We start from the raw sequence: 24,793 nt of genomic DNA on the forward strand, positions 1-24,793 counted from the left end.
GTGTGGTATACTTATATTGTATGAGCCGACGAGAGCCTTTGTGAAGTGTAACGCTCGTTGTGCTGACTTGCATCAAGCCCCATTTCTTCTTCTTCTTTAGTTACCCGGATTGGCTCAATGAGGTTTACCAGTTTAAAGATGACGAATGACACGATGAAACTGAAAGGAATAACAATCAGAAGCGCTTTTAACTGCGTTAAAAAGAATGTTGCATCGCCATACAGTAAGCCGTTTGGTCCGGCGCTGTTTACAGTTTTGGTGGCAAACACCCCGGTCAAAATCATACCAACTATACCGCCTACGCCGTGGCAAGGGAATACATCAAGCGTATCATCTAAAGAGGTTTTCTGTTTCCATGACACCACCAGGTTGGAGATGATGGCAGCAATAAACCCGATGAAAATACTTTGCGGAATAGCAACGTAACCTGCGCCCGGAGTAATAGCCACCAAGCCCACCACTGCACCTATACAAAATCCTAATACAGACGGCTTTTTGCCACGAAGCACTTCAAAAAACATCCATGACAAGCCCGCTGCGCCTGCTGCAGTATTAGTGGTTAAAAAAGCGGACACGGATAAAGCATTGGCGCCTAAAGCAGAACCGGCATTGAATCCAAACCAGCCAAACCACAACAATCCTGTACCAATAAGAACATAAGGAATATTGGCCGGAGGCACTTCCACACCTTCTATATGCGACTTACGTCTTTTTAACACCAATGCACCTGCCAGTGCTGCACAACCGGCCGAAATATGAACTACCGTACCGCCAGCAAAGTCAAAAGCACCCATTTTAGCTAAAAAGCCATCCGGATGCCAGCTCCAATGGGCAAGAGGCGCATAAACCAGCAGGCTAAAAAGTACTGTAAATAGTATGTAAGAAGTAAAGCGTATACGCTCAGCTATAGCACCCACAACCAATCCGGGTGTTATAATGGCAAACATTAGCTGAAACACCGAAAATAAAGACTTGGGAATAGTTGGCGCAAAAACCCAAGGCGCGCCTGAATTAACACCCTTGAAAAAGAAATGCGTTGATGGGTTCCCGATAAAGCCATGAACAGAATCACCGAAACAAAGACTGAATCCAACAAGAATCCATAATACTGTTACTACGCCTGCCGCCACAATGCTTTTAATCATGGTTGATAGCACATTTTTTCTTGTTACCATACCGCCATAAAAAAAGGCCAGCCCGGGTGTCATTAAAAATACCAAGGCAGAAGCAACAATGATCCAGGCAATGTCTGCCGAGTTATACTTACTGGTGTCAGCATAATCGGCTTGGGCCGGAACAAAAATGGCAGCGACTGCAACAATGAGCAAGAGCACAAATGGAAAAATTCGTTTCATACTTTCAGGAGAGTTTAGTAAAGAAATAAGGTTATTTAGATAATTTTAGTTGGCTTTTTCATAAAAATATGGAATAACAATATAAAAACCAAGCATTTGTAACTAAAATTCTAATAACAATCTAATTTTTATTAGAATTTTAATTCAATTTAGCCTAAAGCATTAAATTAAATCGATTAAATACATTTTTACGTTATATTATATTTAAAATAGATGATTTTTAATATTAATCTCTTTAAAAAACGAACCAAGACCAAATTATTAAGCAGTAAAAAGACTTCCAATCAAATAACTTTGATTCATTTAAAAGAAAAAGCAGGATTTTATTGATTACCAACCATGACAATCAATAAAACCCTGCTTTTTACTTATAGTATATAGAAATAAAAAGACCTATTAAAGCAGTTGCTACTTACTTAGCACAGGCAAATATTGATTCAACACCTGATACCACGCCCTAAACCATTTCTTTTAAAAACACTTCTTTAATCTGCCTTATTTCGTTTTCGTAAATCGTTTTCTTCCGGGTGCCGAAGTAGAGCGTGTTTTCGATGTGCTTATGGCCCTCCCAAATTAATTTGATTGTGCCCCGCTCTAATTGTTTCATGGACAAAAAGTCGGGTATTACGGCTAGCCCCTCACCGCCACTCAGGCATCTCACAATAGAACTCATGTTAGGCACAATATAATTGGGCTTAAAATCCGGCCGTTTACCGAAGTTGAGGTGCCAAAACCTGCGCAAATGTTCCATGTCGCCTGTAGTACCGTACCATAATTGCTTTTTTAGCCAGTCTTGTATTTCCTGCTTATCGCCATGTTTAAGAATTGGGGCAAAGCCGGATGTATCAGTTTTAGCGCCGCCAACCACAACAATGCGTTCTTTTGAAAACGGCTCGTAATGCAGTGCCGGATAATCGCCTTTTTGTGGCGTAATAATCAGGTCGAGTATGCCGGCATCCAGGTCGCTCAGCATTTCGGGATAATCGCCAAACTTAATGATAACGTTAAAGTTGAACGTAGGCAGGTACGATTCGAGCGTAAACTGGAAAGTTTCAAAACACATACCGATACTGATGGTAGGCCGCTCTTTTTCGGTACTGCGATGAAAGTGCTGCTCGGCTTCTTCCAGTTTAGCCAACGCTTCCTGTATGTAATTGTACAACACCTTGCCACGTTCGGTAGAGACCAGTTTGCGTGAGGTACGGTCAAACAACTTATAGCCTACATATGCTTCCAACGAACTAAGGTGAAGGCTTACGCCCGGCTGCGAAACGAAAAGCGCTTCTGCAGCGCCGGTTAAGCTCCCCGTTTCATAAATTGCTTTAAACGTTCTGAACCACTCTAAGTTTACCATGACGTTATCTATTATAATTATAATACAAAAGTATAAATTAGCTTATTTTTATAGTAGATACAACAGAGATAACTTTGTGTCATTAATTTAAATGACATGCAAAATCAAAAGAAAAAAATATTTGTAATCAACGGCGGGCAGATTTTTGGCCACTCGGGCGGGCGTTTTAATAAAACGGTTTTTGAAGCGACAAAAGAGTTCTTTAGCAATCATGAAGGTTTTGAAATACGCGCTACCGACATTAATAAACCTTACACACCAGAGCAGGAAGTGGAACACTTTGTATGGGCGGATACCATTATTTATCATACGCCCATCTGGTGGTTCCAGTTGCCACACGGACTAAAAAAATATATCGACGAGGTGTTCACGGCCGGGTACCGCAAAGGCATTTATTATAGTGATGGCCGCAAGGCGGATAATCCAAAAATTAACTATGGTACCGGCGGCACGATGCATGGACGTAATTACCTGTTAACTACCTCATGGAATGCGCCCAAAACCGCATTTACACTACCCGGTGAGTTCTTCAATCAAAAGAGTGTGGATGAAGGTGCACTATTTGGCTTTCACCGCATGAACGCCTTTACCGGTTTAACACCGCTTGAAAGCCTTCACTTTCATGATGTGGAAAAGAACGCGGATATAAACAAAGACCTGCAGCGGTACCAGCAACACCTCGAAAAACTATTTCTTACTACTAAGCCAGATGAACCTGTACAGCTTGGTGAAAGTATAAGGTAACATTACCAAAAGTCATCTCATAAATGATAAAGTGGTAGACTGGCTGTGTGAGTATGCAACAAGCAGTGGAAGAAAATTAAAAGCCTGATGCCAGAAAGTACCAGACGCCCCGATGGCAAAGGCTACCCCTGGCGTTATAAGCGGAAGGTACTTGTGGCTTTATGGTCGAGATGATATATATCCATTTTTTTCGGCTGTGTTTAATGATTGTTGGCCTTCTGTAAGTGTTAACCTATAAAAGCTATTAATATCTTCCACCGAAATAATGAGCGGCTTGATTATAAAATAAGGTAGTTGTCGTCATGTAATTCATGTGTTTAACAGATGTCAAATTACAAATTTCAGTTGCACCGAGCTTCGAATCTTCTCAAATTCGCCTAACGGTTGGCCTGTGCAGGGATGTTCCCACTAAACTGCGTTGCAAACTGTAGTGCGTTGCAGGATATAGACTATAAGAAAACAATCAGTTTGATGGATGAATGTAGAAACGTAAGCCCCTACTTGTCTGCATTTAAGCAGCAGGTGGAGAAAATGGTTGTATTTGACGATGAAGAGTGGGCCATCATCACAACCCATTTAAGCTTAAAGACGCTGGGCAGAAAAGAGCACTTCGTCCAGTCAGGTGAAATATGTAAAGCGTTAGGGTTTATTGTAACTGGATCCATGCGCCTGTATCATATTAAAGATGGTACAGAAAAAACCAGCTACTTTTGCACAACAAACGATTTCATTACTTCTTATAAAAGCTTTATGAAACAGGAACCCAGCGTTTCTGCAATACAAGCGTTGGACGATGTTTTGTTGATCACACTTGAATATAACGCATTACAAGAACTTCTTGACAATCCCGTAACTGCCCGTAAAATGGAACGTTTTGGCAGGTTGTTAGCGGAAGATTTAATTTTCTGCTACGAAGACAGAATGCATGGTTTTATTACTCAAACGCCCGAAGAGCGTTATGCTACGCTTCTGCATGATAATCCCTCCATGTTACAGCAGGTACCGCAGCATTACCTTGCTAATTATTTAGGCATTACGGCAACATCGTTATCACGTATCCGAAAACGTATTTTTGATACGATTAAACGATGACATTTATTTTTCTTGTCTTATGTAAACGTTACAATATTGGCCAAAGGTGCATTTTTGCTTTTCAAATTAAAAAGAGAAATTATGCATACGGTAATTGATAAATTAACATGGCGATATGCCACAAAAAAGTTTGATGCAACGAAGACTGTGTCTGATGAAAAGCTTGAGCGTATTATTGAAGCCATCCGCCTTACACCAACAAGTAGCGGCCTCCAACCATTCGAACTATTAGTAATAAGTAATCCGGCTATCCGTGCTAAAATTCAGGCTGTAGCGTGGAACCAGGCGCAGATTACGGAGGCATCTCACCTGCTTGTATTTGCTGCATGGGATGATATAACCAAAGATCGTGTTGATATGATGTTCGACCTCACTAATGAGGTTAGGGGTTTTAAAAATGAAGGTTGGGAAAACTATCGCAGACAATTGCTCGATATTGTAGCAGCTCGGGGTACCGAAGGCAATTATCAAGCCGCAGCACGGCAGGCATACATTGGGCTGGGTGTTGCCCTTACTGCTGCCGCATTTGAAGAAGTTGACGCAACACCCATGGAAGGATTTGACCCCGAAGCGGTTGACGAAATACTGGATCTTAAATCTAAAAATCTGCGTAGCGTTATTATACTACCTATTGGATACCGCGCTTCTGAAGGTGACTGGCTTGTGAACCTTAAAAAAGTAAGACGCAGTCGCAGCAATTTCGTGACTGAAATTAAATAACTGCTATAACATATAACTGTAAAATACGTCTTTTAAGCTTACCAACCAATTGGTTACAACACCTAATTGGTTGGTAAAATGAAGAATTCGCTGATATTAGCCAGCTCTTGGAGCCATACTACGCCTTCCGGCACCAACTTTCTAATCTTTTCCCACTGCTTGTCGTTTAGCTCACTCACACAGCAAAGTCACCACTTTGCTATTTACAAGATAGCTTCTAATCGCCACAGGTAACTATCAACCACAAAAGGCTTTTGACAAGATTGCCTGAATGTGGTACTTTAAAGAAGCCTTTCTATTTAGGAAAGACTTCTTTAACTGATAAAAATTGTGATTACCACCTTTACCTGTGTGCAACTTTCAGCGCTTTATGGTAATTATCAAGGCTTTGGTCAAGCGACTGGCCCTGTTTATGAATACAATCGCAAAAAACCCTGCAGGCATTGGGGTTATCACTGGTTTCACACTGCTGGGTACAGTCTTTTAATGTATTACGTGGCCGGATATCATACATATTAAATATTATTAGTGCCAGCAGGATAACGGTGGCAGCAACGCCGGCAAAAAACTTAGTTGGAAACTTATTATCCATTTCATTTTGCCGGGGCAGGTTATTCTGTATTGCTGGCTTGCTAAAAGGGAGAATAGGCTTTAGTTTATCATAATCCCAGCACAGCAGGTACAAATTGGCCAGCACCATTAAGGGTGACGATAGTAATGATCCATCAAAACGTACCGCCAATGAGAGGATACAGATATTGAGTATAATAGGAAAATACAGTAGTGCACCCAGTGTTGCTGTTCGTGGTATTAACAACAGCACAGCTGCTGTTACCTGTGCAATGCCAATGAAGGTATAATAATAGCCCGTTACGTGCAGGGCTTCGAGGTAATGCCCCATCGGATGATTTACGGATAAGGCCGTGAACCGCTCTCCCATAATCTTTACAAACCCAGACGGTAAAAAGCCGGCTGCCAAACCTATTCTGTTAAATATAGCAAAACCATGCAGCCATCTGTTCCTTTTGGCTTTGCTGTGCAAGCGATCTAAATTGCAATTCAGATTCATATAAAGTACTTTGAAATACAAAGTTACCAATTGCCAATGTGTATACAAGTATTACTTTATACATTTTATAGCGGTGTAATACTCAATACCCCTTACTTGAATAAACGATAACGGCTAAAGCAGCGAAGCAATAGCTAAATAGATTATAGAATACAGTTGTAAATCAACAGCTTTTCCTTAAAACCAAACGGTTCATTAAAAAGTTCATATAGCATATTTGCTTATCCGATAATATATGAACCTGAATATTAAAGAAAAAGTAGCTGTAATAACTGGAGGCGACTCGGGCATTGGCTTAGCTACGGCCAAATTATTAGCTGCTGAAGGTGCACACATTGTGCTTACCGACATCCGGCAGGACACTGTTGACAAAGCCGCGGCTGAATTACAATCACAAGCACCCAATATTAAGGTGCTGCCAATTGCATGCAACCTGGATGATAACACGAGCGTTTTGGCGCTGGCCGCAAAAGTTGATGCCGAGCTGGGCGGCGCCAACATACTCATTAACTGCGCCGGTGCACGCGGGGCAGCCGGAGATTTTTTGAGCCTTACTGACGAAGACTGGCTGCAAACCATTAATACAGATCTTTTAGGGGCAGTACGGGTATGCCGCGCATTTATCCCGCAGCTGCAAAAGAAAGGCTGGGGCCGCGTGGTGCTGGTATCTTCCGAAAATGCGTACCAGCCTTATGAGGAAGAAAGCCCTTATAACGCCTGCAAAGCCGGTATTATCAATTTATCAAAATGCCTTTCCCGCTCCTATTCCAAGGATGGTTTGCTGTTTAATTGCGTATCGCCCGCCTATGTAGAATCGCCGATGACCAATGCCATGATGGATGAGCTTGCCCAGGAGCGTGGCACCAACAGAGACGAAGCTGTTGCATGGTTCCTGAAAAATAAACGCCCGCATATTGCCGTAGGTCGCCGGGGCCAGCCGGAGGAAGTGGCCGCAGTAATTGCCTTCCTGTCGTCAGATTTGGCCAGCTACGTAAACGGCAGCAACTACCGGGTAGATGGCGGCGCTGTTGAATCGGCCTTTTAAATTTTTTCTTTTTCTGATGTTTATTTGGCAACGCTGCCTGCTTTAGTCCGGGCGGCGTTGTTATTAATCTGCTTCTTTGTGATTAACACGTCATTAGCAACCCCTGTTGCAGCCAGTTCAAACAAACCGGTATTAGTATTTTTACAATATGTTGGAGGCTCGGCACAAAGCTGGCAATGGTTAATGCCTTTGCTGCAAAATCATTACCACTGTATAGCCATTAACCTGCCTGGCTTTGGCGGACAGCCCGCTTTGGCGCAACCCTCAATAAAAGCTTTTGCCAGCTATGTGCAAACACAATTAGCCGATTTAAAGGTGGACCGCTATACACTCATCGGGCATTCTATGGGTGGTAAAATAGCATTACAAATAGCCGTTGATGATCAGGAACATGGTAACATTGAACGGCTTATTTTACTGACCCCATCGCCGCCATCGGTTGAGCGTATGCCTGATGCGGAGAAACAACGCATGCTGATACACCCCAGCACCAAAGAGGTTGCGGTTACTGTTGCAAACAGTACTTTCAAAAAACTTAATGATGAGAAATACCTGCTGGCCATAAACACCCAAAACATTACCGACAACCTGGTTTGGCGCTGGTGGATAGAAGGAGGCATGAATCACTCCATTGCTACACAAACCACATCACTAACCATACCCATAACTGTAATTGCCTCAGAAAACGACCAAGCGGTTACCATAGCCATGACGCGGCAAGATACCTTGCCTAACCTGCCACCGCATGCGCAACTCATCACCACAAAAGACATCGGTCATCTTTTCCCGCTGGAAGACCCAACCTGGCTTGCCGGAGAACTCAGGAAATTGATTGCTTAAATTACTATTATGGAAGATAAACAACCAATATCATCTTTTACAATGAGTCTTTCCGTCAATAACTAACAAAGGCCGTAAATCTTTTTCACGGCCTTTGTTAGTTTGTTAACCTCATCACCCCTTCAACCCCTCAATTTCCTGAAGCGATTTTGGCAGATATTTGCCAAGCAACTGGTAACCGTTATCTGTAATTAGAAAGTTATCTTCCACCCGGATGCCGCCAAAGTTGCGGTAACTGTTCAGCACATCATAGTTAATGAAGTCGGTGTACTTTTTCTCGGCCTGCCAGCGGTCAATCAGCTCAGGAATAATGTAAATACCCGGCTCAATGGTTAACACAAAGCCAGCTTCAAGTTCACGGCCCAAGCGTAGCGATTTAAGACCGAAAAGGCTGGTTTCCTTCTGCAATGTATCGTTGTAACCCACATACTTTTCGCCCAGGTTTTCCATATCGTGGGTATCCATGCCCAGCATGTGGCCTAAGCCGCACTGAAAAAACATGGTATGTGCACCTGCGGCCACAGCCTCGGCAGGGTTACCTTTCATCAGACCGGCATCAACCAAACCCTCAACCAATTTCTCGCATGATGCCAGGTGTATATCCTTATATCGCACCCCCGGTTTCAGTAAGCTGATGGCATGATCCATTGCATTAATCACTACCTGATATAGTTCCTTCTGCCTGTCGGTAAAACGCTCACCGGCAGGGAAAGTACGGGTAAGGTCGCCACCATAATACATGGCATTCTCGGCGCCAATATCGCTCAGCACCATATCGCCCTCATGCAGTTCATGGCCATAGTAATGCGTATGCAGGGTTTGCCCTTTGGTGGTAATGATAGCCGGATACCCTAACCGGCCGTTATTAGCTTGGGCTACTTCCAAAGCTTTAGCTACCAACTCGTAGCATTTGATGCCCGGCCTTGCATGTTTAGTTACAGCCAGCTGCATATCAATGCTGATGTTCACAGCTTTCTCCAGCTCGCTAACTTCCAACGGTGATTTGATTACGCGTTGCGCAACTACAGTTTTAATAAACTTCACCGAAACAAGCTCAGCCACTTCGGCAAAACCTACATTAAACCAGGTTGATAGCTTAACTTGATGTTCGGGGCGGTAAGGTGGTAAAACGTGTATAGTGCGCCCCTGAGCTAAAGCACTTTGCACATATCCGGCCACCTGATTATAAGCTTTGGTAGCCGTAACACCTACCCTACCAGCCATTTCGCTAACGGTTGGCAGGGTACCCGTCCACACTATATCGTCTATAGTAAGCTCGTTACCAAAAATAATTTCCTCGCCCGACTGGGTATCTATAACCGCAGCCAGTGTAGGCACATCCAGCCCGAAGTAGTATAAAAACGTGCTATCCTGCCTGAAGGGATAGGCATTGTCTTTATAGTTCATGCTGCTGTCTTCGTTCCCTAAAAAGAGGAGAATGCCATCTTGCCCAAAGTTTTGCTTTAATGTATTGCGCCGGTCGGTATAAACCTGTATGTCAAATAAGTTGAGTTCCATAACACAGGAAAAATTTGTTTCAGCAAAGCAATACAATGCCGGGCACTTAAACAAGTTTATCAGTTATTTGCATACTATGGTTAAGTATTTAACTTCGCAAGTACAGCTGCTACCTTACATCCAACTGTTTGATGTGGCTGCCATGATACGATCACAAAACCTTATGAAAAATCAAATCAACATCTTAACTGCTACTCTATGCCTGTTGGCCTTTGCCTGCAAAAACAAGCCGCAAACCGGTACACAAATAACAGATACCGTAATTAAAAGCACAACAGCACAGGTACAAACGGCTACAACTAAACCCGAACATACCGATACGCTCCAGTTTCTTTACTTTGATGGTAATGGTGATTACTGGCAGGCTTACTTTATGAATGCCCGCAAAGACACGGTTAATATGATTACAGAAGATGATGGCCTGGACAAGCTGAGCAACCACATACTGGAAGTTAAATGGCGGCCGGATACTTTTGAAGAAGCCGGCGATGACGGCAAGTTTGAAGCCAAACACCTGATCCGGTTTAAAGAGGTACCCGGCCAGCTATTCGAAAAGCCTAAACAAGAGGAAGAGATAATAAACGATATAGCCAACCTGCCCGAGGTAAAGGAAAAAGCAGCTAAAGTAAAAATTGCTAAAAAGCCTACCGAAACCATGTCGCCTTACCTTATAGAAGCCTGTACAGAAAACAATGGAAGCTTTGCACCTTTGTTTACCTTTCGGGTTTACCGGTATCCGTTCTATGAAATTAAATATTATGATACCACCAAAGAAGAGGAAGTAAGCCTGGCAGAGTGGCGCAAGCCAAGCCAATAAATTTTGTCTATAAAAAATGGGCTGTAAATATTTACAGCCCATTTTATTTGATACTAATCTATCCTTATCGTTTCCAGCCACCGCCAACCGAACGGTACAGGTTGATGGCTCCTAAAAAGATATTCTTTTTGGTATTGGCCAGTTCCAGTTCGGCATCCAGTACGTTACGCTGTGCGGTAATAATTTCCAGGTAGTTGGCCCGGCCTACCAGGTACAGGTCGTTGGCTACGGATACCGCATTGTTAAGCGCCTGCACCTCCTGCTGTTTGCGTTCGTACATCTGGCTGTAATTCTCGATGCTTTTCAGGCTGTTCATCACTTCCTGAAAGCTGGACAGCACCGTTTTTTGATAGCCGTATAATGCTTGCTGGCCCTGCGCTATGGTACGCTCATAATCGGCTTTCAGCAAACGGCGGCTAAAAATAGGCGTAGTAAGCCCGCCTATAATACCATAAGCGAATGACCCCGGATTGAATAGCAACGATGACCGGAAAGAATTATACCCCACATAAGGCGACAGCGTAAGCGACGGAAAAAATGCCGCACGCACCGCTTTTATGTCGGCGTTCATAGCCTGTAATTCAAATTCGGCCTCACGGATATCGGGCCGGTTCAGCAACAGTTGCGAGGGCACGCCTGCTTTAAGCACCGATGGCAATTTCAGTGTATTGATCGATGTATCGCGCGGGATGGCATTGGCAAAGCCGCCGGTTAAAAAGTTCAGCTGGTTTTCGGTTTCCGTTACCTGCTGCAGGGTTGCAAACTCCAGGCCCTGCGTGCGTTTTAGCTGTGCCAAAAACTGCTGTACGGCCAGCTCAGTGGCACGGCCGCCAAGCTTCTGAATCTTTACTATCTCGAGCGCATTGTTTTGCAAGGCAATGTTCTTGCGGATTACCCGCAATTCGTAATCCAAAGCCAGCAGTTGGTAATACGCTGTTGCTATTTGCGCAGTTAAAGAAGTGGTTACCATTTTATAACCGCTTTGGCTGGCCAAAAAACGACTAAAGGCTGCGCGTTTGCGGTTGCGCAGCTTACCCCACAAGTCGATTTCCCATGAGCTGCGGAAACCCAAAAAGTATTCAGGCGTTGGGTTAGGAATGCGCTGATCGCTGTTAATATTAGGCGACAGGTTGGTATCATAATTACCTACGCCGTTCAATGTATAATCACCATACTTTTCCAACCCTGCATTCGCGTTCAGCGTAATGTTGGGCAGTAACTGCAGACGATTATATTTTAAATTAGCATTGGCTATCTCGATGCGCTGCAGAGCAGATAATACATCCGGATTAGCCCCGAATGCCGTATCAATCAGTTTTAGCAGATATTCATCCGCAAAAAAGCTGGATACCGGCATAGCTGCAACATTGGTTGTATCGGTTGCGCCGGTATAAGTTGCAGGCATCTCGTCGGGCAGCTTTGTGCTCACCGTTTTCAGCTTACTACAAGCCGATAGCCCCAGTACAGCAAAAATTATATATAGACGAAATTTATATTGATGCATAAAAGTATAGTTAATGATAAGTACTGGCCATTTCAGGTTCGGCAACTTTTTCGGCTGTCGGTTTATCCTTCTTTTTGCCCAGACTGGAGAAGATGACATACAGGCCCGGAATAAGTATTAAACCAAAGAAAGTTCCGAGCAGCATCCCCCCGGCAGCAGCGGTACCGATGGAGCGGTTACCCATTGCGCCTGCGCCGCTCGCAATACACAACGGTATCAGGCCTGCGATGAATGCAAACGAAGTCATCAAAATAGGGCGTAAACGGGATACAGCACCTTCAATGGCCGCCTTGAGTACTGTAGCACCTTCGCGTTCGCGCTGTACGGCAAACTCCACAATCAGGATAGCATTTTTACCCAGCAAACCAATCAGCATCACCAGCGCCACCTGGGCATAAATATTATTTTCAAGTCCGGTAATTTTCAGGAAGAAGAACGCGCCCAAGATACCGGTTGGCAGGGATAAAATTACCGCTAAAGGCAGCAACAAGCTTTCGTATTGCGCTGCCAGTAGCAGGTAAACAAACACTAAACAAACAATAAAGATATAAATGGCCTGGTTGCCCGACAGGATTTGCTCACGCGTCATGCCCGACCACTCAAAGGAGTAGCCCTTCGGCAATTTTTCGGCGGCAATACGTTTAATGGCATTAATGGCATCACCGCTACTGTAACCGGCCGAGGCATCACCATTAATCATGGCCGAAGTATACATGTTGTAGCGGGTAAGCTGCTCGGGTCCGTAAACCCTTTTCATTTTAATGAAAGTAGAGAACGGCACCATTTCACCGGCATCATTCTTCACATACAGGCTCAATACATCCTCGGGTTTCGACCGGAACTCAGGCGAGGCTTGCACCATCACCTTATACATTTGTCCAAAGCGAATAAAGTTGGATGCATAGTAACTACCCATCAGCGTTTGCAGGGTAGCCATGGCGTTATCTATGGTAATACCTTTTTTGGCCGCCATTTGCTGGTCAACCTCAATTAGGTACTGCGGAAAGTTGGCATCAAAGCTGGAGAACGCATTGGATATCTCGGGCGACTCGTTCAGGGCTTTGATAAACTCGTTGGATATCGCTGCCGTTTTCTGCAAATCGCCGGTACCGCTTTTATCCAGCAAGCGAATTTCAAAACCGCTGGAGTTACCAAAGCCTGGCACCGTTGGCGGCGGGAAGAACTGGATAGAAGCATCACCAATATTTTTGGTACGCTTCTGCAATTCTTCAATAACATCATCCAACGATTCTTTACGCTCGTCCCAGCCTTTCAGGTTAATCATGGCCATACCGTACGATGCACCGGCCACCTCATTCACCAAGCTGTAACCGGCCAGTGTGGATACCGACTCGATAGCCCCCATGCTTTTGGTTTGGCGCTGCACCTCATCCAGCACCTGCTCGGTACGTTCTACCGTTGCACCGGCCGGTGTGGTTACGTTTACATAGATCATCCCCTGATCTTCGGTGGGGATAAAGCCGGTTGGCAATATGGCGCTGGTACCCCAGGTGGCTGCAAAAAACACCAGCAACAATACGATGGTGATGATGCGGCGACCGGCTATTTTACCGATAAAGCCCGAATAACGGTTGGATATTGCATCGTACCGTTTATTAAAGCCGGCAAAAAAGCGATCAATAAATCCTTTCTTCTGACCCGGATGCTGGTGCTTTAATAATATGGCACACAGGGCTGGCGTAAGCGTTACTGCGTTAATACCCGAAATAACGATAGAGATGGCCATGGTAAGCGAGAACTGCCGGTAAAACACCCCCACCGGGCCCGACATAAACGCCACCGGTACAAACACCGCCGACATAACCAGCGTAATAGCCACAATAGCCCCGCTTATATCCTTCATGGCGCTCATGGTGGCATCCATCGGGCTCAGGTGTTCTTCGCTCATTTTTACGTGCACGGCTTCCACCACCACAATGGCGTTATCCACCACAATACCGATAGCCAGTACCAGCGCAAACAATGTAAGCAGGTTGATGGAGAAGCCCAGCATCTGCATAAAGAACAGCGTACCCACCAGCGCCACCGGTACGGCGAGTGCCGGGATAAGGGTTGAACGGAAATCTTGCAGGAAGATGTAAACCACGATAAACACCAGTATAAAGGCTTCTACCAGCGTGCGTAATACCTCGTGAATGGAGGCATCCAAAAAGCGGGATACGTCGTAGTTCACGTTAAAGGTCATGCCGCTCGGGAATGATGTTTCCTTCAGTTCGGCCATGCGGGTTTTGATATTCTGGATAACCTCACGGGCATTTGATCCTGGCCGTTGTTTGATCATAATCGAAGCAGACGGGCGGCCATCGGTTTTAGATACCATGCTGTAGGTAAGTGAGCCAAACTCTACATCGGCCACCTCTTTGAGTTTGAGCACCGTACCGCTTTCATCCGCCTTGATGACAATGTTTTCGTACTGTTTGGGCTCAAAGAATTTACCGGGATAGCGCAATACGTATTGCAGCATTTGCGGCGTTTTATCGGAGCTTTGCCCTGTTTTACCCGGCGCCGCTTCCACGTTTTGGTTACGGATGGCCTTGATCACATCATCGCTTGATACTTTGTAAGCCATCATACGGTCTGGTTTTAGCCATACCCGCATGGAGTACTCTTTGGCACCCATAATTTCGGCACGGCCCACGCCATCAATACGTTTCAGCTCCTGCAGTACGTTGATGTCGGTAAAGTTGTAGATGAATTTTTCATCCATCGATTTATCATCGCTCATAATGTTGAGGTACATCAGCATACTGTTTACCTCCTTTTCGGTGGTAACACCTGCTTTGATTACCTCCTCGGGCATCTCGTCGATGATGGTGGCCACGCGGTTCTGCACGTTTACGGCAGCCTGGTCGGGATCGGTACCTACGTTAAAGTAGATCTGGATAACGGTTAAACCATCGTTACTACAAACAGACGACATGTAGGTCATGCCCGGCACACCGTTAATGGCCCGCTCAAGCGGAGTGGCTACAGCTTTGGCACACACCTCGGCGTTGGCACCGGTATAGTTGGCCGTTACGGTAACCGACGGCGGCACAATATCCGGAAACTGGGTAACCGGCAGGGTAATTAAAGCCAGCACACCCAGTAAAGTTATAATCAGGGATATAACAAGCGACAATATAGGCCGCTTTATAAAGACATTGAACATTATATTTCCATTTAAATTAATGTATCAAACCATAGCTGCGGCAGGGCAATACCCACCGTCAGCATTACAAGAAAAAACGAATTGCCCGCTTTATTACTTCAAAGCGAGCGCCTGGTTGGCTGATACCTTCTGGGGTTTAATGACCATACCATCGCGGGCGTTTTGTGTACCCTCAAACAAAATCTTGTCGCCGGGTTTCAAACCATCTTTTACGATGTAGTATTGTGATACGCGGGTAAGCGGTGTAAAGCTTTGCATGTGCAACTTGTTATCGGGCCCTACCAGGTACACAAAGTTTTGGTCCTGAATTTCGAAGACAGATTTTTGAGGAACCATCACGGCATCCTCCATCTCGGCCGAAATGTAGATTTTACCGCTGGCGCCATGTCGCAGCAGTTTGTGCGGGTTTGGAAATTTAGCGCGCAGATCTATTGACCCGGTATTCTGCTCAATTTCACCCTCAATGGTTTCAATGGTACCAGTATGGGCATAGCTGGAACCATCGGACAGCACCAGCTTCACAGTATTGTTATGCTGTTGCGGATCTTTATTTAAAATGCGCTGGTAACGCAGGTATTCATTTTCGGGAAAACTGAAGTAAGCATATACTGAGTTGATGTCGGATATGCTGGTCAGCAATGCGCCCTCGTCAATCAAGCTACCTGCTTTAAGCGGAATACGGTCAATGATACCGTCAAAGGGTGCACGTATAATAGTGTAGGTGATGTGTGTTTGTGCGCTTTGTACGTTGGAGCGTGCTTCTTGCACGGTAGCCATATCGGCCTTTAATTTGGATTTGGCTACCTCCAGTTCGGATGGCGAGATAACGTTTTTATCCACCAGCATCTTTACACGGTCAACCTCCAGTTTAGTGGCTACCGCATCGGCTTCGGCGTTGCTCAAAGCTGCTTTAGCTTTGGATAAGGCTACGCGATACTCTTCATCATTTAATTTGAACAGTACCTGCCCTTTGCTTACGGGCTTACCTTCATCAACATATATTTTTTCCAAAAAGCCTTTCAGCCTGGATCTTACCTCAACATTTTTAAGGGCTTGTATATCGGCTACATAAGCCGTTTGCAATACGGTATCCTTGGTACTTAAAGTAAATACCGGCAATTGCAGGGTATCTTGTTTTGCTTTTTCTTTATTGTTTGACGCACAGCCGGCCAAAAGTAATGCAGCGATTACCCCAAACCAACTACAAGCATGCTTAATATTAACCATGTGTTATAGATGAATTCTGTTAACTTATTTGTTTAGAAACAATAAGGCAGCCGGTAACATTCAGCAAATGCACCGCTAACCTAAAAATCAGTTACAAGAAATCATCAGAATGGACAGAGCCGGAACAGAAAATTATAGTAGGCCGGCAATAAAGCAACACCAATTGAGTAATGACCAGTGTCATTATCAACCTCGCTGTTAAAAGCAGAATGTGGTAAATGCAGAAGCTGCGGCGACAGGAATACACTTAGATTAACCGAGCGGGAATGTACATACTTACGCTGAGAGTTAATTTTGTGCGCCTTGGTAGCTGCCTCTCCCTCATCATCAGCTATCTGTACCAGGCAATCAACCCAGGTATTGATATCAAGGCACTCAATAGTGGAACAGATGCCGTGATTTTCTTCAACAGTATCAAAGGGGTTACTTGAATGAAAGTAAGTAACCGCATTGATTAGCCAGACAGCTAAGATTATGTTAATCCACTTTTTCCACATGCCTTGGCACAAAATTAATATAAAATATTCATAATTATTGTTCTTTTGACACTATGCCTGTGCGCATTACACCGTTCACAAACAACGCTTGTTCAAAAAAAGTTCAATTTTACGCAGGCTACTACGTTTAAACAACGATTACATCATTGAAGCGAACAGGCTTGTAAATAAATGGTTACATTAATGTGATAGCTATAAATGTGGTACTACCGGATCACAAATTCATACGTACCGGCACTAATGTTTAACGTTGCCGCAACGGCCTTACCCTGCAAGTAAGCAGCTTGCCCTGCCTGCAGTGGCAGCATAACCGAAGCGGTAGAATTGGCCGGAATGGTAACCTTATATTTAATAGTAGTACCTGATCTTTTCCAGGCAGAACGAATAATGCCGTAAGGCCCTTCATGACTGGCTTCCATATGCGTAAGGCCGGATACAAAGCTGGGTTTCAGTAACACGTTTGCAAAACCGGGATGGGCCTCGTCGGGCTTTATACCGCCCAGGCCTTTAAAGAACCAGCCGCCCACATCACCAAACATCATGTGGTTGAGCGAAATATCACGCTCGGCTTTAATATTCCAGTTTTCGTAAAGTGTGGTGGCACCGTTTACAATCCACCACCCCCATGATGGGTAGGTGTTTTGCGCTGCCAGTTTGTAGGCTGTTTCGGCTTGCCCATTATCACTCAGGGCATTTAATATAGCACGCGCCCCCAATACCCCTACATCCAGGTGCATACCATCGGCGGCTACCCTTTTGGCTAAGTTTTCGGCTACACGGGCTTTCAGTTCATCGGGCACAATACCCCACTGCAAGGCTACGCTAAGCTCGGTTTGCAGGCCACTGCCATACAAAGCGGCGGCTTTATTAAGATACTTATTGTTGATGGCTTCTTTAATTTTATTTGCCAGTTTGCTGTAGTAACTATAATCATCCTGTTTGCCCAATAGCCTGGCCGCTTTGGCCAGTATGTTGGCATCCACAAAATAATATACCGATGAAGTGTACTCCAGCGGCGATGAGGATTTTACCGGCACCCAGTCGCCCCGGCCAAAAGTGGTTAAGCCTTCGGGACTAATGCTTTGCACATAATTTACATAAGCCTTGATGTTGTCATAATTATCGGCCAGGGGCTTACTGTCGCCATAAAACATATATAGCGTCCAGGGGATGATGGCAATGGTGCTGGTCCAGTCCGTACCGTTGGCCGTGCCGTAGCCCCAGCCGCCGGTTGGGATAATATCAGGCAAAACGCCATTGGGCTGCTGTTCATCGCGGTGGTCGGCCAGCCACTTTTCATAAATGGTAACTGCATCGTAATTATACAAGCCTGTTTCAATGGCAAAGTGCCCATCGCCGGTCCAGCCGTTCTTTTCGCGCTGCGGGCAGTCGGTTGGGTAGCCAAATAGATTAGACAGATACGAGTTGTTGGTTGCCCACCATAAGCGGTTCACCAGCGGATTGGATGTATTAAGTTGCCCTACCTGCTGCACATCACTGTGCATAAAGTAGCCGATTAAGTCCTCTTTGCTCAGCTTAATGGGCTTGCTGCTGGTTACCTCTACGTACTGAAAGCCTTTGTAATTAAACTTAGGCATAAACTCCAAAGTGCCTTTACCACTCAAGGTAACCACATCGGTACCAAACGGATCGGAACCATCCTTAGGGCGGTAATAAACATCAATGTTCGACAGATCAACATGCCCGTTCTCATACAACCGCTCACCGTGTTTCAGCCGTACCACCGTACCGCTATCGCCTTTTAGCCTGATCTGGCTCACGCCAGCTATGTTGCGGCCCAAATCGAACAGATAAGTGGTATCGTTGAACTTACGCACCGAGCGGGCCGGTACTTTTTCAACGTTGCGGATAGGCTCCATCAACTGACTAACGATATTTTGGGATGGTGCCGCGCGCAGTTGCACCTCGTGCCAGTTTTGGTCGTTGAAGCCGGCGGTGTTCCAGCCCGGCATTTCCAAACGGGCATCGTACTGCTCGCCAGTATAAATACTATTTGATACCAGCGGGCCAGTGTGAGTTTTCCAGCTACCGTCGGATGTAATCACCTCGGTGCTACCATCATTATAGGTTACACGCAAATCCAGGCAGAAAGCCGGACGGGCACGCCAGGGCGCACGGTCAAAGTTCCAAACAGCGAGCGACTGGTGGTTATACCAGCCGTTACCCAGTAACACGCCGATGGCATTGGTGCCATTTTGCAACTGACTTGTTACATCATAGCTTAAATACAGGTTTCGCCTGTCAAACCGGGTATACATTGGGTCGAGGCGATGGTTACCTACCTTTTGGCCGTTTAGATACAACTCGTACAAACCACCCACAGCAATGTAAGCACGGGCCGAGCGAACTTTTTTAGCAGCATTAAACTCTTTTCTGAAGTAACCGGCCGGACGTGCGTTTATACTATTACCATCGCTTATCCAGGTACCCCGCCAGTTGGTACGTTGCATCATACCTGTTTCAAAACGGGCTATGCTGCTGGCTGGCAATGGCTGCCCGGCTTTATTCCAGGTTAAAACTTTCCAGTAATAAGCGGTAAACGGCTCCAAAGCCCCACCGGCATAACCTACCAACCGTTGCGACGATTGCACTTTACCGGAATTCCACACCGCCGCATTACCCAATTGAGCCAGCGCAACCGAATCTTTGGATACCAAAATTTGATAAGCGCTCTGGGCTGCCCCCTGTGCGGCATCTTGCATTTGCCATGAAAGGCGCGGCTGCGTAACATCAACACCCAACGGGTTAACCAAATACTCACATTTCAAGGCCGTTACTTTAGCCTTACCCTGTGCGTAAGCAAGATTACCTGTAGTTGGAATAAATGCACAAACAGTAAGTACTTTTAAGAATATAGATGTAGAAATTAATCTCATGTTTCAGATAAAGGTATAAATAGGCTATAGGTTTCGATTTGCGATAGACCACTCTTATAGGCGATAGTATAATTAACCTTTTTGCAAACCGGTTGTAACCAACAGCTAATTAACCATTAAATTATGAAACAAAAAAGCCCGGCATTTACCGGGCTAATTTTATATAAGGTATAATAAAGTACGATCACACATTTACTTACCTGTTGGCGGCGTAGTTGGCGCAGTTGGTGGCGGTGGCGGCGGTGTAGTAGGCGCGGTTGGGCTTGTTGGTGGCACCGTTGGTGTAGTTGGACTGGTTGGCGGCACAGTAGGACTGGTTGGCACCTGCGGATTTGTTGGCGTACTTGGCGGTACAGTTGGTGCTGTAGGGCTGTTTGGCCTGTTCGGATTAGTTGGCATGGTTGGCCTTGCCGGGCTGGTTGGCGTTGTTTTGCTCCGCTTTGGCACAGTATCCTGCACGGCTACTATTCTGCCATTTGAAACGGTACCTTCATTTACTTTATGATCGTTTGCTATAGCGTATTCAAACACACACGCAGCCGCTACAGCCATCATTACACTTAGCTTTTTCATATCTGATTAATTTTTGGTTTACAATATCAACTATAAGTACAACTTTAGCTAAATGCTTTAGTTTCAATTATTTTAAATATTTTGCATTTACCCGGTAAAGTAATTATCCGGCTATTTAAGCGTTAAAGCAGCATGCAACTTTTTGTGAACAAAGGCTCCATTGTAAGAGAGATATGGGGTAAGAGCGATACCACCCTGTTTATATTTGCAGGCGCAGCAGCAGAATTTGCCCTGAACAAGGCGGTTGACTGGCTGTACTTTACCGGCCGGCTCCCTGCCGACCCGCTGGGGCGTTTGTTTTCAACCGTGGCCTATGCTCAGCAAATTGTTTTTTCGAACCACAGTGACGCTTTGCAGGCTATTGATAGGATTGCGGCTATACATCAGGGTGTTGAAAATGCCCGTGGCTCGCAGATACCGGATTGGGCTTACCGCGATGTGCTTTTTATGCTTATCGACTACTCCATCCGCTCCTATGAGCTATTGGAACGCAAACTGACCGAAGCTGAAAAAGAAGAAGTGTTTAATGTATTTTACCGGGTAGGCCACCGCATGGGCATTGCCGGCTTGCCTGCCACCTACGCCAGCTGGCTAATAATGCGCGACGATCATTTACAACACAACATGATTAACAGCCGTTTTACTACCGATCTTTTTAAGCAATACCGCAAACATTTGGGCTGGCTTCGATATATTCTTTTAAAACAGGTGCAGGTACTGGTTGTGCCACCACGGGTAAACCACTTATTGAATTTGGGCCGCACTCCGTTGCTTATGCCGGTAATATGGCTGTATAAATTGAGCCGCAATATTAAGTTAGACTGGCTGGTAAAAGAAGCTATTTTGCCACCCCGTTATAAAGCACAAATACGAAACCTGGATATAAGTGCCTAACTTGGCTGGCTATCGATACCCAAACACCTGAGAACTTAGAACCTTGAAAACCTACCTTCGTCACTTCTTTATCTTTGGCTGGCAGCAAGCGCTTTCATGCCTGTTTCCGGCACTGGTATTTGCTATGCTGGCGCTTTCACACCTGTTTGCAGGCGTGCTGCCCCGGTATGATTTTATGCTGATAGCCTGCTTACTGATACAAGCCGCCTTGTTTTACAGCAAAATAGAAACGAAGGACGAAGTGCTGGTGATCTGTATATTTCATTTGCTGGGTTTGTGCATGGAGCTGTTTAAGGTCAACATAGGCTCATGGTCGTACCCGGAATTTGCTTATACCAAGTTTGCAGGTGTACCGCTGTACAGCGGCTTTATGTATGCCAGCGTGGCCAGCTACATGTGCCAGGCCTGGCGACGGTTTGATTTGCAAATGCTTAACTGGCCCCCGCACTGGCCCGTGCGCATAGCAGGCGCTTTAATTTACCTCAACTTTTTCACCAACCACTTTATTCATGACATGCGTTACGTGATCGGAATATTTGTGCTCATTATCTTTCGTAAAGCCTGGGTGGTATTTCATGTAGAGCGCAGGGCATACCGCCTGCCGGTAGCGCTTTCCTTTTTGCTGATCGGCTTCTTTATCTGGCTGGCCGAAAATGTTGCCACCCGCTTTGGTGCCTGGAAATACGCTTACCAGCATAAGCAGTGGGCGATGGTGGATTACCAAAAAATAAGTTCATGGGCTTTCCTGGTAGTAGTAAGCTATATTATTGTGGCCGAACTGAAGATGCTAAAGGACGTAATTGAGGATAAACCGGCGGTTGAAACTATTTAGCCCGTACTGCTATAATTCCTCTACCTCAATGCTTTCCCAGCTTTGCTTTTTGTAATAGTGCATCATTAACCAGTAAAGCCCCATTGCCGGTATAATGAGTATCCAAATCACTATCTCCCAGCGCGACAGCAGGTAGTGGGCAAATCCAATCAGCCCCACAAAGCTGGTAATAAGTAAAGATACAGCTACACGCCCTCCCGATTGCTTTACCATAACCGGTTTGGAAAATGGCAGGCCTTTCAATAAAAACAAGGCAGTAAGCAGGCCATATATCAAGCCGGCAAATGTGGCCAGTATAATATCATTAATTACGGATGGACCCCAAATATAAACGCTGATCATACCCAGCACAATACAATAAGGCAGGTAATACAGCGTAGAAACCGCTTTATACATACCCGACAATATTTTGCCCGGCTTACTGATAGGCAGTGCATAATATACCCACGATGCCTTGAACTTTTCCGTATAAGATATGTGCTGCAGAATAGAAGCCAGCACAAAGGTACTGAGGTAGATAAGCAAAATATACTTATGGCTATGTTGCAAGCCTTCGTACTTTTCGCTCAGGCCGGTACCTTTGGAGTTGAAGGCAAAATAAACAAAGTAAATAGGCACATAGGCAAATGCAGGGTATACTTTAATTTTAAACTCGCGTATACGTGCGGCCAGTGTCCAGGTAATGCGGAAGCCCGCATTCTCAACCGGGTCGGGCGCCAGCAAATTAGCTATACGACTCACCAGCCTGAATCCTGGCTTTTCTTTAGTAACAGTATCCGTAGTGCTATTACCATCAGAAGTAGCAACCACGGCCAGCTTACGGTTAAAGCCCGGGGCCAGCACCCTGGCAACCAGCCATAAACCTATCAAAGGCGCAGCAAGACCCAGCACAGCCAAAACATAAGTAAGTGCACCGGCCCGGCTCCAATGAATCAGCGCTTCATTCAAAGCCGCTATCCATACAGGTGGCATAAAATAAGCCCAGGCATAATGCAGTAAATTGATATTGGCCAAAACGGTGGTATCAACCAATCTTGGTATCAGGTAATAACTGCCAAAAATCAGCACCGAAAAACCGATCTGGAAATAGCTGATTATGTCTTTAAACTTTTGCGGTGATACCAGTTTCATCAAAACCAGGTAAACCATGTTCACCAGCAAAATACTCAGAAATGTAGCCTCAACCAACTGCACTATAAATACCGGAACAGCCGCCCACGAATCGGCAAAGCCAACTAAAATAACACCCGGTAAACCCTGCGCCAGCGCCAGCTTGCTTACATAAATGCCAATATGCAGTATGCGCGATACGGTAAGTGTACGATCATTTACCGGCCGGGGCAGGATGATGTACTGATCGCGCACATCAAGCAGCACGGTAGTAAAATCGGTAATCATGGTAAGCGCCAGCAACACCATAAATAGGGTAAAGTACACCGTTTGCCCTACCAGCGGCATTTTAAACAGAAACAGCAAAAAGGCCACCATCACACCCATAAGACCGGTTACCAGGTATATGCCCCATATATTGCCCGCCTTGCCTGTTTTTTTGGTAGCCTGGCGGTTTTGCGCAAAAGCAGTTTTAGGCCGGCGGTTATCTATCAGCAGCTTTATTTTGAGTATTTGGTACAGTTGTGATACGTTAACACCGCTCCGTTCCAGCATCGGATAAAACAGCGCAATCAGTTTCAGAAAAAGCTTGTTCATGGCAGCAGGTGCTTAATCAAAGGCATTAATAATAGCATCGGTTTCGTGGGTAGATTCGTCTCGACCGGTAAGCTTGGCAAAAACACGCTCCAGGGTATCGGCGTGGTCCTGTTTCAGGGACTCAAAGGTTCCGTCGGCCACAATTTCACCTTTGTTAATCAGCAAAATACGGTCTGATACTTTCTCCACCACATCCATCATGTGCGAGCAGTAAAAAATAGTTTTTCCTTCTTTCGACAGGCGCATAATCAGTTCCTTCACCAAAATCACAGCATTGGCATCCAACCCAGACAATGGCTCATCCAAAATTATAATTTGCGGATTATGAATAATGCCTGATATGAGCAGCACCTTTTGCCGCATCCCCTTCGAAAAAGTATCCATGCGGTTATCCGCATTGGCCTCCAGCCCGAAAGCGGCCAGCAACTTGCGGGCGCGGTTGTGCAGCTGCGCTTCTTCCATATCATACAGCTTGCCTATAAAGTCGAGGTACTCCATTGGCGTAAGCACATCGTATAGTTCAGCATTTTCAGGTACATAACCAATCAGCTTCTTAATTTCCTGCGGGTTATTACGCATACTCAGGCCATTTACGGTAACCTCTCCGTTAAAATCAGGAATCAGCCCGGTTAGTATCTTTACCGTGGTAGACTTACCGGCACCGTTAGGCCCTATATACCCTATTACCTGACCGGGATAAATATCGAGCGACAGGTGTTTAAGCACCAGTTTGTCGCCATAAGATTTTGAAAGATTGCGTATTTCAATTAAAGGCACACTACTCATAGCCAATTGTGATGATGAAGCTGTAATATACAAAACTTAATGCTAAGAGAATGGCCGTACTAAATTGTTACACGGTATAATCACATAAATTTGCCCCTGTTGGCAGGTTTATACAAAATGTAATCCTTTTTACGTTTGAGCATAATCGGG

20 protein-coding genes are annotated in these 24,793 nt (G+C 45.2%); 8 read left to right on the forward strand and 12 right to left on the reverse strand.

The features are described 5' to 3' along the window. Window positions 1–11 precede the first annotated feature (11 nt). Window positions 12–1,355 carry an ammonium transporter gene (locus KHS38_RS18965; protein WP_213490136.1) on the reverse strand — a complete coding sequence of 448 codons (1,344 nt, stop codon included), beginning with the start codon at window positions 1,353–1,355 and terminating at the stop codon, window positions 12–14. Between the two features lie 457 nt (window positions 1,356–1,812). Beyond that, window positions 1,813–2,709: a LysR family transcriptional regulator gene (locus tag KHS38_RS18970; protein WP_213490137.1), complete on the reverse strand. Its 897-nt coding sequence runs from the start codon at window positions 2,707–2,709 to the stop codon at window positions 1,813–1,815. 96 nt (window positions 2,710–2,805) lie between these two features. Between KHS38_RS18970 and KHS38_RS18975 the strand changes: the two genes are divergently transcribed. The 3 genes from KHS38_RS18975 (at window position 2,806) to KHS38_RS18985 (ending at window position 5,265) form a co-directional block, all read left to right on the forward strand. Continuing rightward, window positions 2,806–3,453, forward strand: a complete 648-nt coding sequence (locus KHS38_RS18975; RefSeq protein WP_213490138.1) for an NAD(P)H-dependent oxidoreductase — start codon at window positions 2,806–2,808, stop codon at window positions 3,451–3,453. A 471-nt stretch (window positions 3,454–3,924) separates the two neighbouring features. Continuing rightward, window positions 3,925–4,545 carry a Crp/Fnr family transcriptional regulator gene (locus KHS38_RS18980; protein WP_213490139.1) on the forward strand — a complete coding sequence of 207 codons (621 nt, stop codon included), beginning with the start codon at window positions 3,925–3,927 and terminating at the stop codon, window positions 4,543–4,545. Window positions 4,546–4,626: 81 nt separating this feature from the next. Continuing rightward, window positions 4,627–5,265, forward strand: coding sequence for an NAD(P)H-dependent oxidoreductase (locus tag KHS38_RS18985; protein ID WP_213490140.1), 639 nt, complete (start codon window positions 4,627–4,629; stop codon window positions 5,263–5,265). Window positions 5,266–5,608: 343 nt separating this feature from the next. Here KHS38_RS18985 and KHS38_RS18990 read toward each other — a convergent pair whose 3' ends face one another. Continuing rightward, entirely contained in the window at window positions 5,609–6,334 is a 726-nt protein-coding gene (locus KHS38_RS18990) for a DoxX family protein (protein WP_213490141.1), read from the reverse strand. A 235-nt stretch (window positions 6,335–6,569) separates the two neighbouring features. On the opposite strand from KHS38_RS18990, the gene KHS38_RS18995 reads away from it, so the two are divergent. Continuing rightward, window positions 6,570–7,379: an SDR family NAD(P)-dependent oxidoreductase gene (locus KHS38_RS18995; protein ID WP_213490142.1), complete on the forward strand. Its 810-nt coding sequence runs from the start codon at window positions 6,570–6,572 to the stop codon at window positions 7,377–7,379. A 78-nt stretch (window positions 7,380–7,457) separates the two neighbouring features. Continuing rightward, entirely contained in the window at window positions 7,458–8,219 is a 762-nt protein-coding gene (locus KHS38_RS19000) for an alpha/beta fold hydrolase (RefSeq protein WP_213490143.1), read from the forward strand. A gap of 114 nt (window positions 8,220–8,333) precedes the next feature. Here the strand turns inward: KHS38_RS19000 and KHS38_RS19005 are convergent, their stop codons facing one another. Continuing rightward, window positions 8,334–9,737: an aminopeptidase P family protein gene (locus KHS38_RS19005; RefSeq protein ID WP_213490144.1), complete on the reverse strand. Its 1,404-nt coding sequence runs from the start codon at window positions 9,735–9,737 to the stop codon at window positions 8,334–8,336. A gap of 163 nt (window positions 9,738–9,900) precedes the next feature. Between KHS38_RS19005 and KHS38_RS19010 the strand changes: the two genes are divergently transcribed. Continuing rightward, the gene (locus tag KHS38_RS19010) at window positions 9,901–10,554 is read left to right on the forward strand and encodes a hypothetical protein (RefSeq protein ID WP_213490145.1); all 654 of its coding nucleotides are present in this window, start codon (window positions 9,901–9,903) and stop codon (window positions 10,552–10,554) included. Between the two features lie 64 nt (window positions 10,555–10,618). On the opposite strand, the gene KHS38_RS22305 is transcribed toward KHS38_RS19010, so the two are convergent. The 6 genes from KHS38_RS22305 to KHS38_RS19035 all read right to left on the reverse strand — a co-directional run bounded on the left by KHS38_RS22305 (window position 10,619) and on the right by KHS38_RS19035 (window position 20,424). Next, on the reverse strand, window positions 10,619–12,058 hold the full coding sequence (locus tag KHS38_RS22305) for a TolC family protein (RefSeq protein ID WP_249665481.1): 1,440 nt from the start codon (window positions 12,056–12,058) through the stop codon (window positions 10,619–10,621). A gap of 10 nt (window positions 12,059–12,068) precedes the next feature. Beyond that, a complete protein-coding gene (locus KHS38_RS19015) occupies window positions 12,069–15,230 on the reverse strand; it encodes an efflux RND transporter permease subunit (RefSeq protein ID WP_249665482.1) in 3,162 nt (1,053 codons plus the stop codon). 93 nt (window positions 15,231–15,323) lie between these two features. Further along, entirely contained in the window at window positions 15,324–16,457 is a 1,134-nt protein-coding gene (locus KHS38_RS19020; RefSeq protein ID WP_213490146.1) for an efflux RND transporter periplasmic adaptor subunit, read from the reverse strand. Window positions 16,458–16,561: 104 nt separating this feature from the next. Beyond that, on the reverse strand, window positions 16,562–16,954 hold the full coding sequence (locus KHS38_RS19025; RefSeq protein ID WP_213490147.1) for a hypothetical protein: 393 nt from the start codon (window positions 16,952–16,954) through the stop codon (window positions 16,562–16,564). A 206-nt stretch (window positions 16,955–17,160) separates the two neighbouring features. Beyond that, the gene (locus KHS38_RS19030) at window positions 17,161–19,851 is read right to left on the reverse strand and encodes an alpha-L-rhamnosidase (RefSeq protein ID WP_213490148.1); all 2,691 of its coding nucleotides are present in this window, start codon (window positions 19,849–19,851) and stop codon (window positions 17,161–17,163) included. Between the two features lie 192 nt (window positions 19,852–20,043). Then, window positions 20,044–20,424, reverse strand: coding sequence for a hypothetical protein (locus KHS38_RS19035; RefSeq protein WP_213490149.1), 381 nt, complete (start codon window positions 20,422–20,424; stop codon window positions 20,044–20,046). Between the two features lie 132 nt (window positions 20,425–20,556). Here KHS38_RS19035 and KHS38_RS19040 point away from each other — a divergent pair, with 132 nt between their 5' ends. Then, window positions 20,557–21,318: an oxygenase MpaB family protein gene (locus tag KHS38_RS19040; RefSeq protein WP_213490150.1), complete on the forward strand. Its 762-nt coding sequence runs from the start codon at window positions 20,557–20,559 to the stop codon at window positions 21,316–21,318. A gap of 43 nt (window positions 21,319–21,361) precedes the next feature. After that, window positions 21,362–22,150, forward strand: a complete 789-nt coding sequence (locus KHS38_RS19045; RefSeq protein WP_213490151.1) for a DUF817 domain-containing protein — start codon at window positions 21,362–21,364, stop codon at window positions 22,148–22,150. A 9-nt stretch (window positions 22,151–22,159) separates the two neighbouring features. Here the strand turns inward: KHS38_RS19045 and KHS38_RS19050 are convergent, their stop codons facing one another. Further along, complete coding sequence (locus KHS38_RS19050; protein WP_213490152.1) at window positions 22,160–23,857, reverse strand: hypothetical protein; 1,698 nt, start codon at window positions 23,855–23,857, stop codon at window positions 22,160–22,162. Between the two features lie 12 nt (window positions 23,858–23,869). Continuing rightward, window positions 23,870–24,676: an ABC transporter ATP-binding protein gene (locus KHS38_RS19055; protein ID WP_249665483.1), complete on the reverse strand. Its 807-nt coding sequence runs from the start codon at window positions 24,674–24,676 to the stop codon at window positions 23,870–23,872. Between the last annotated feature and the right edge of the window lie 117 nt (window positions 24,677–24,793).

Source organism: Mucilaginibacter sp. Bleaf8, from assembly GCF_018390515.1.
Classification (GTDB): Bacteria; Bacteroidota; Bacteroidia; order Sphingobacteriales; family Sphingobacteriaceae; genus Mucilaginibacter.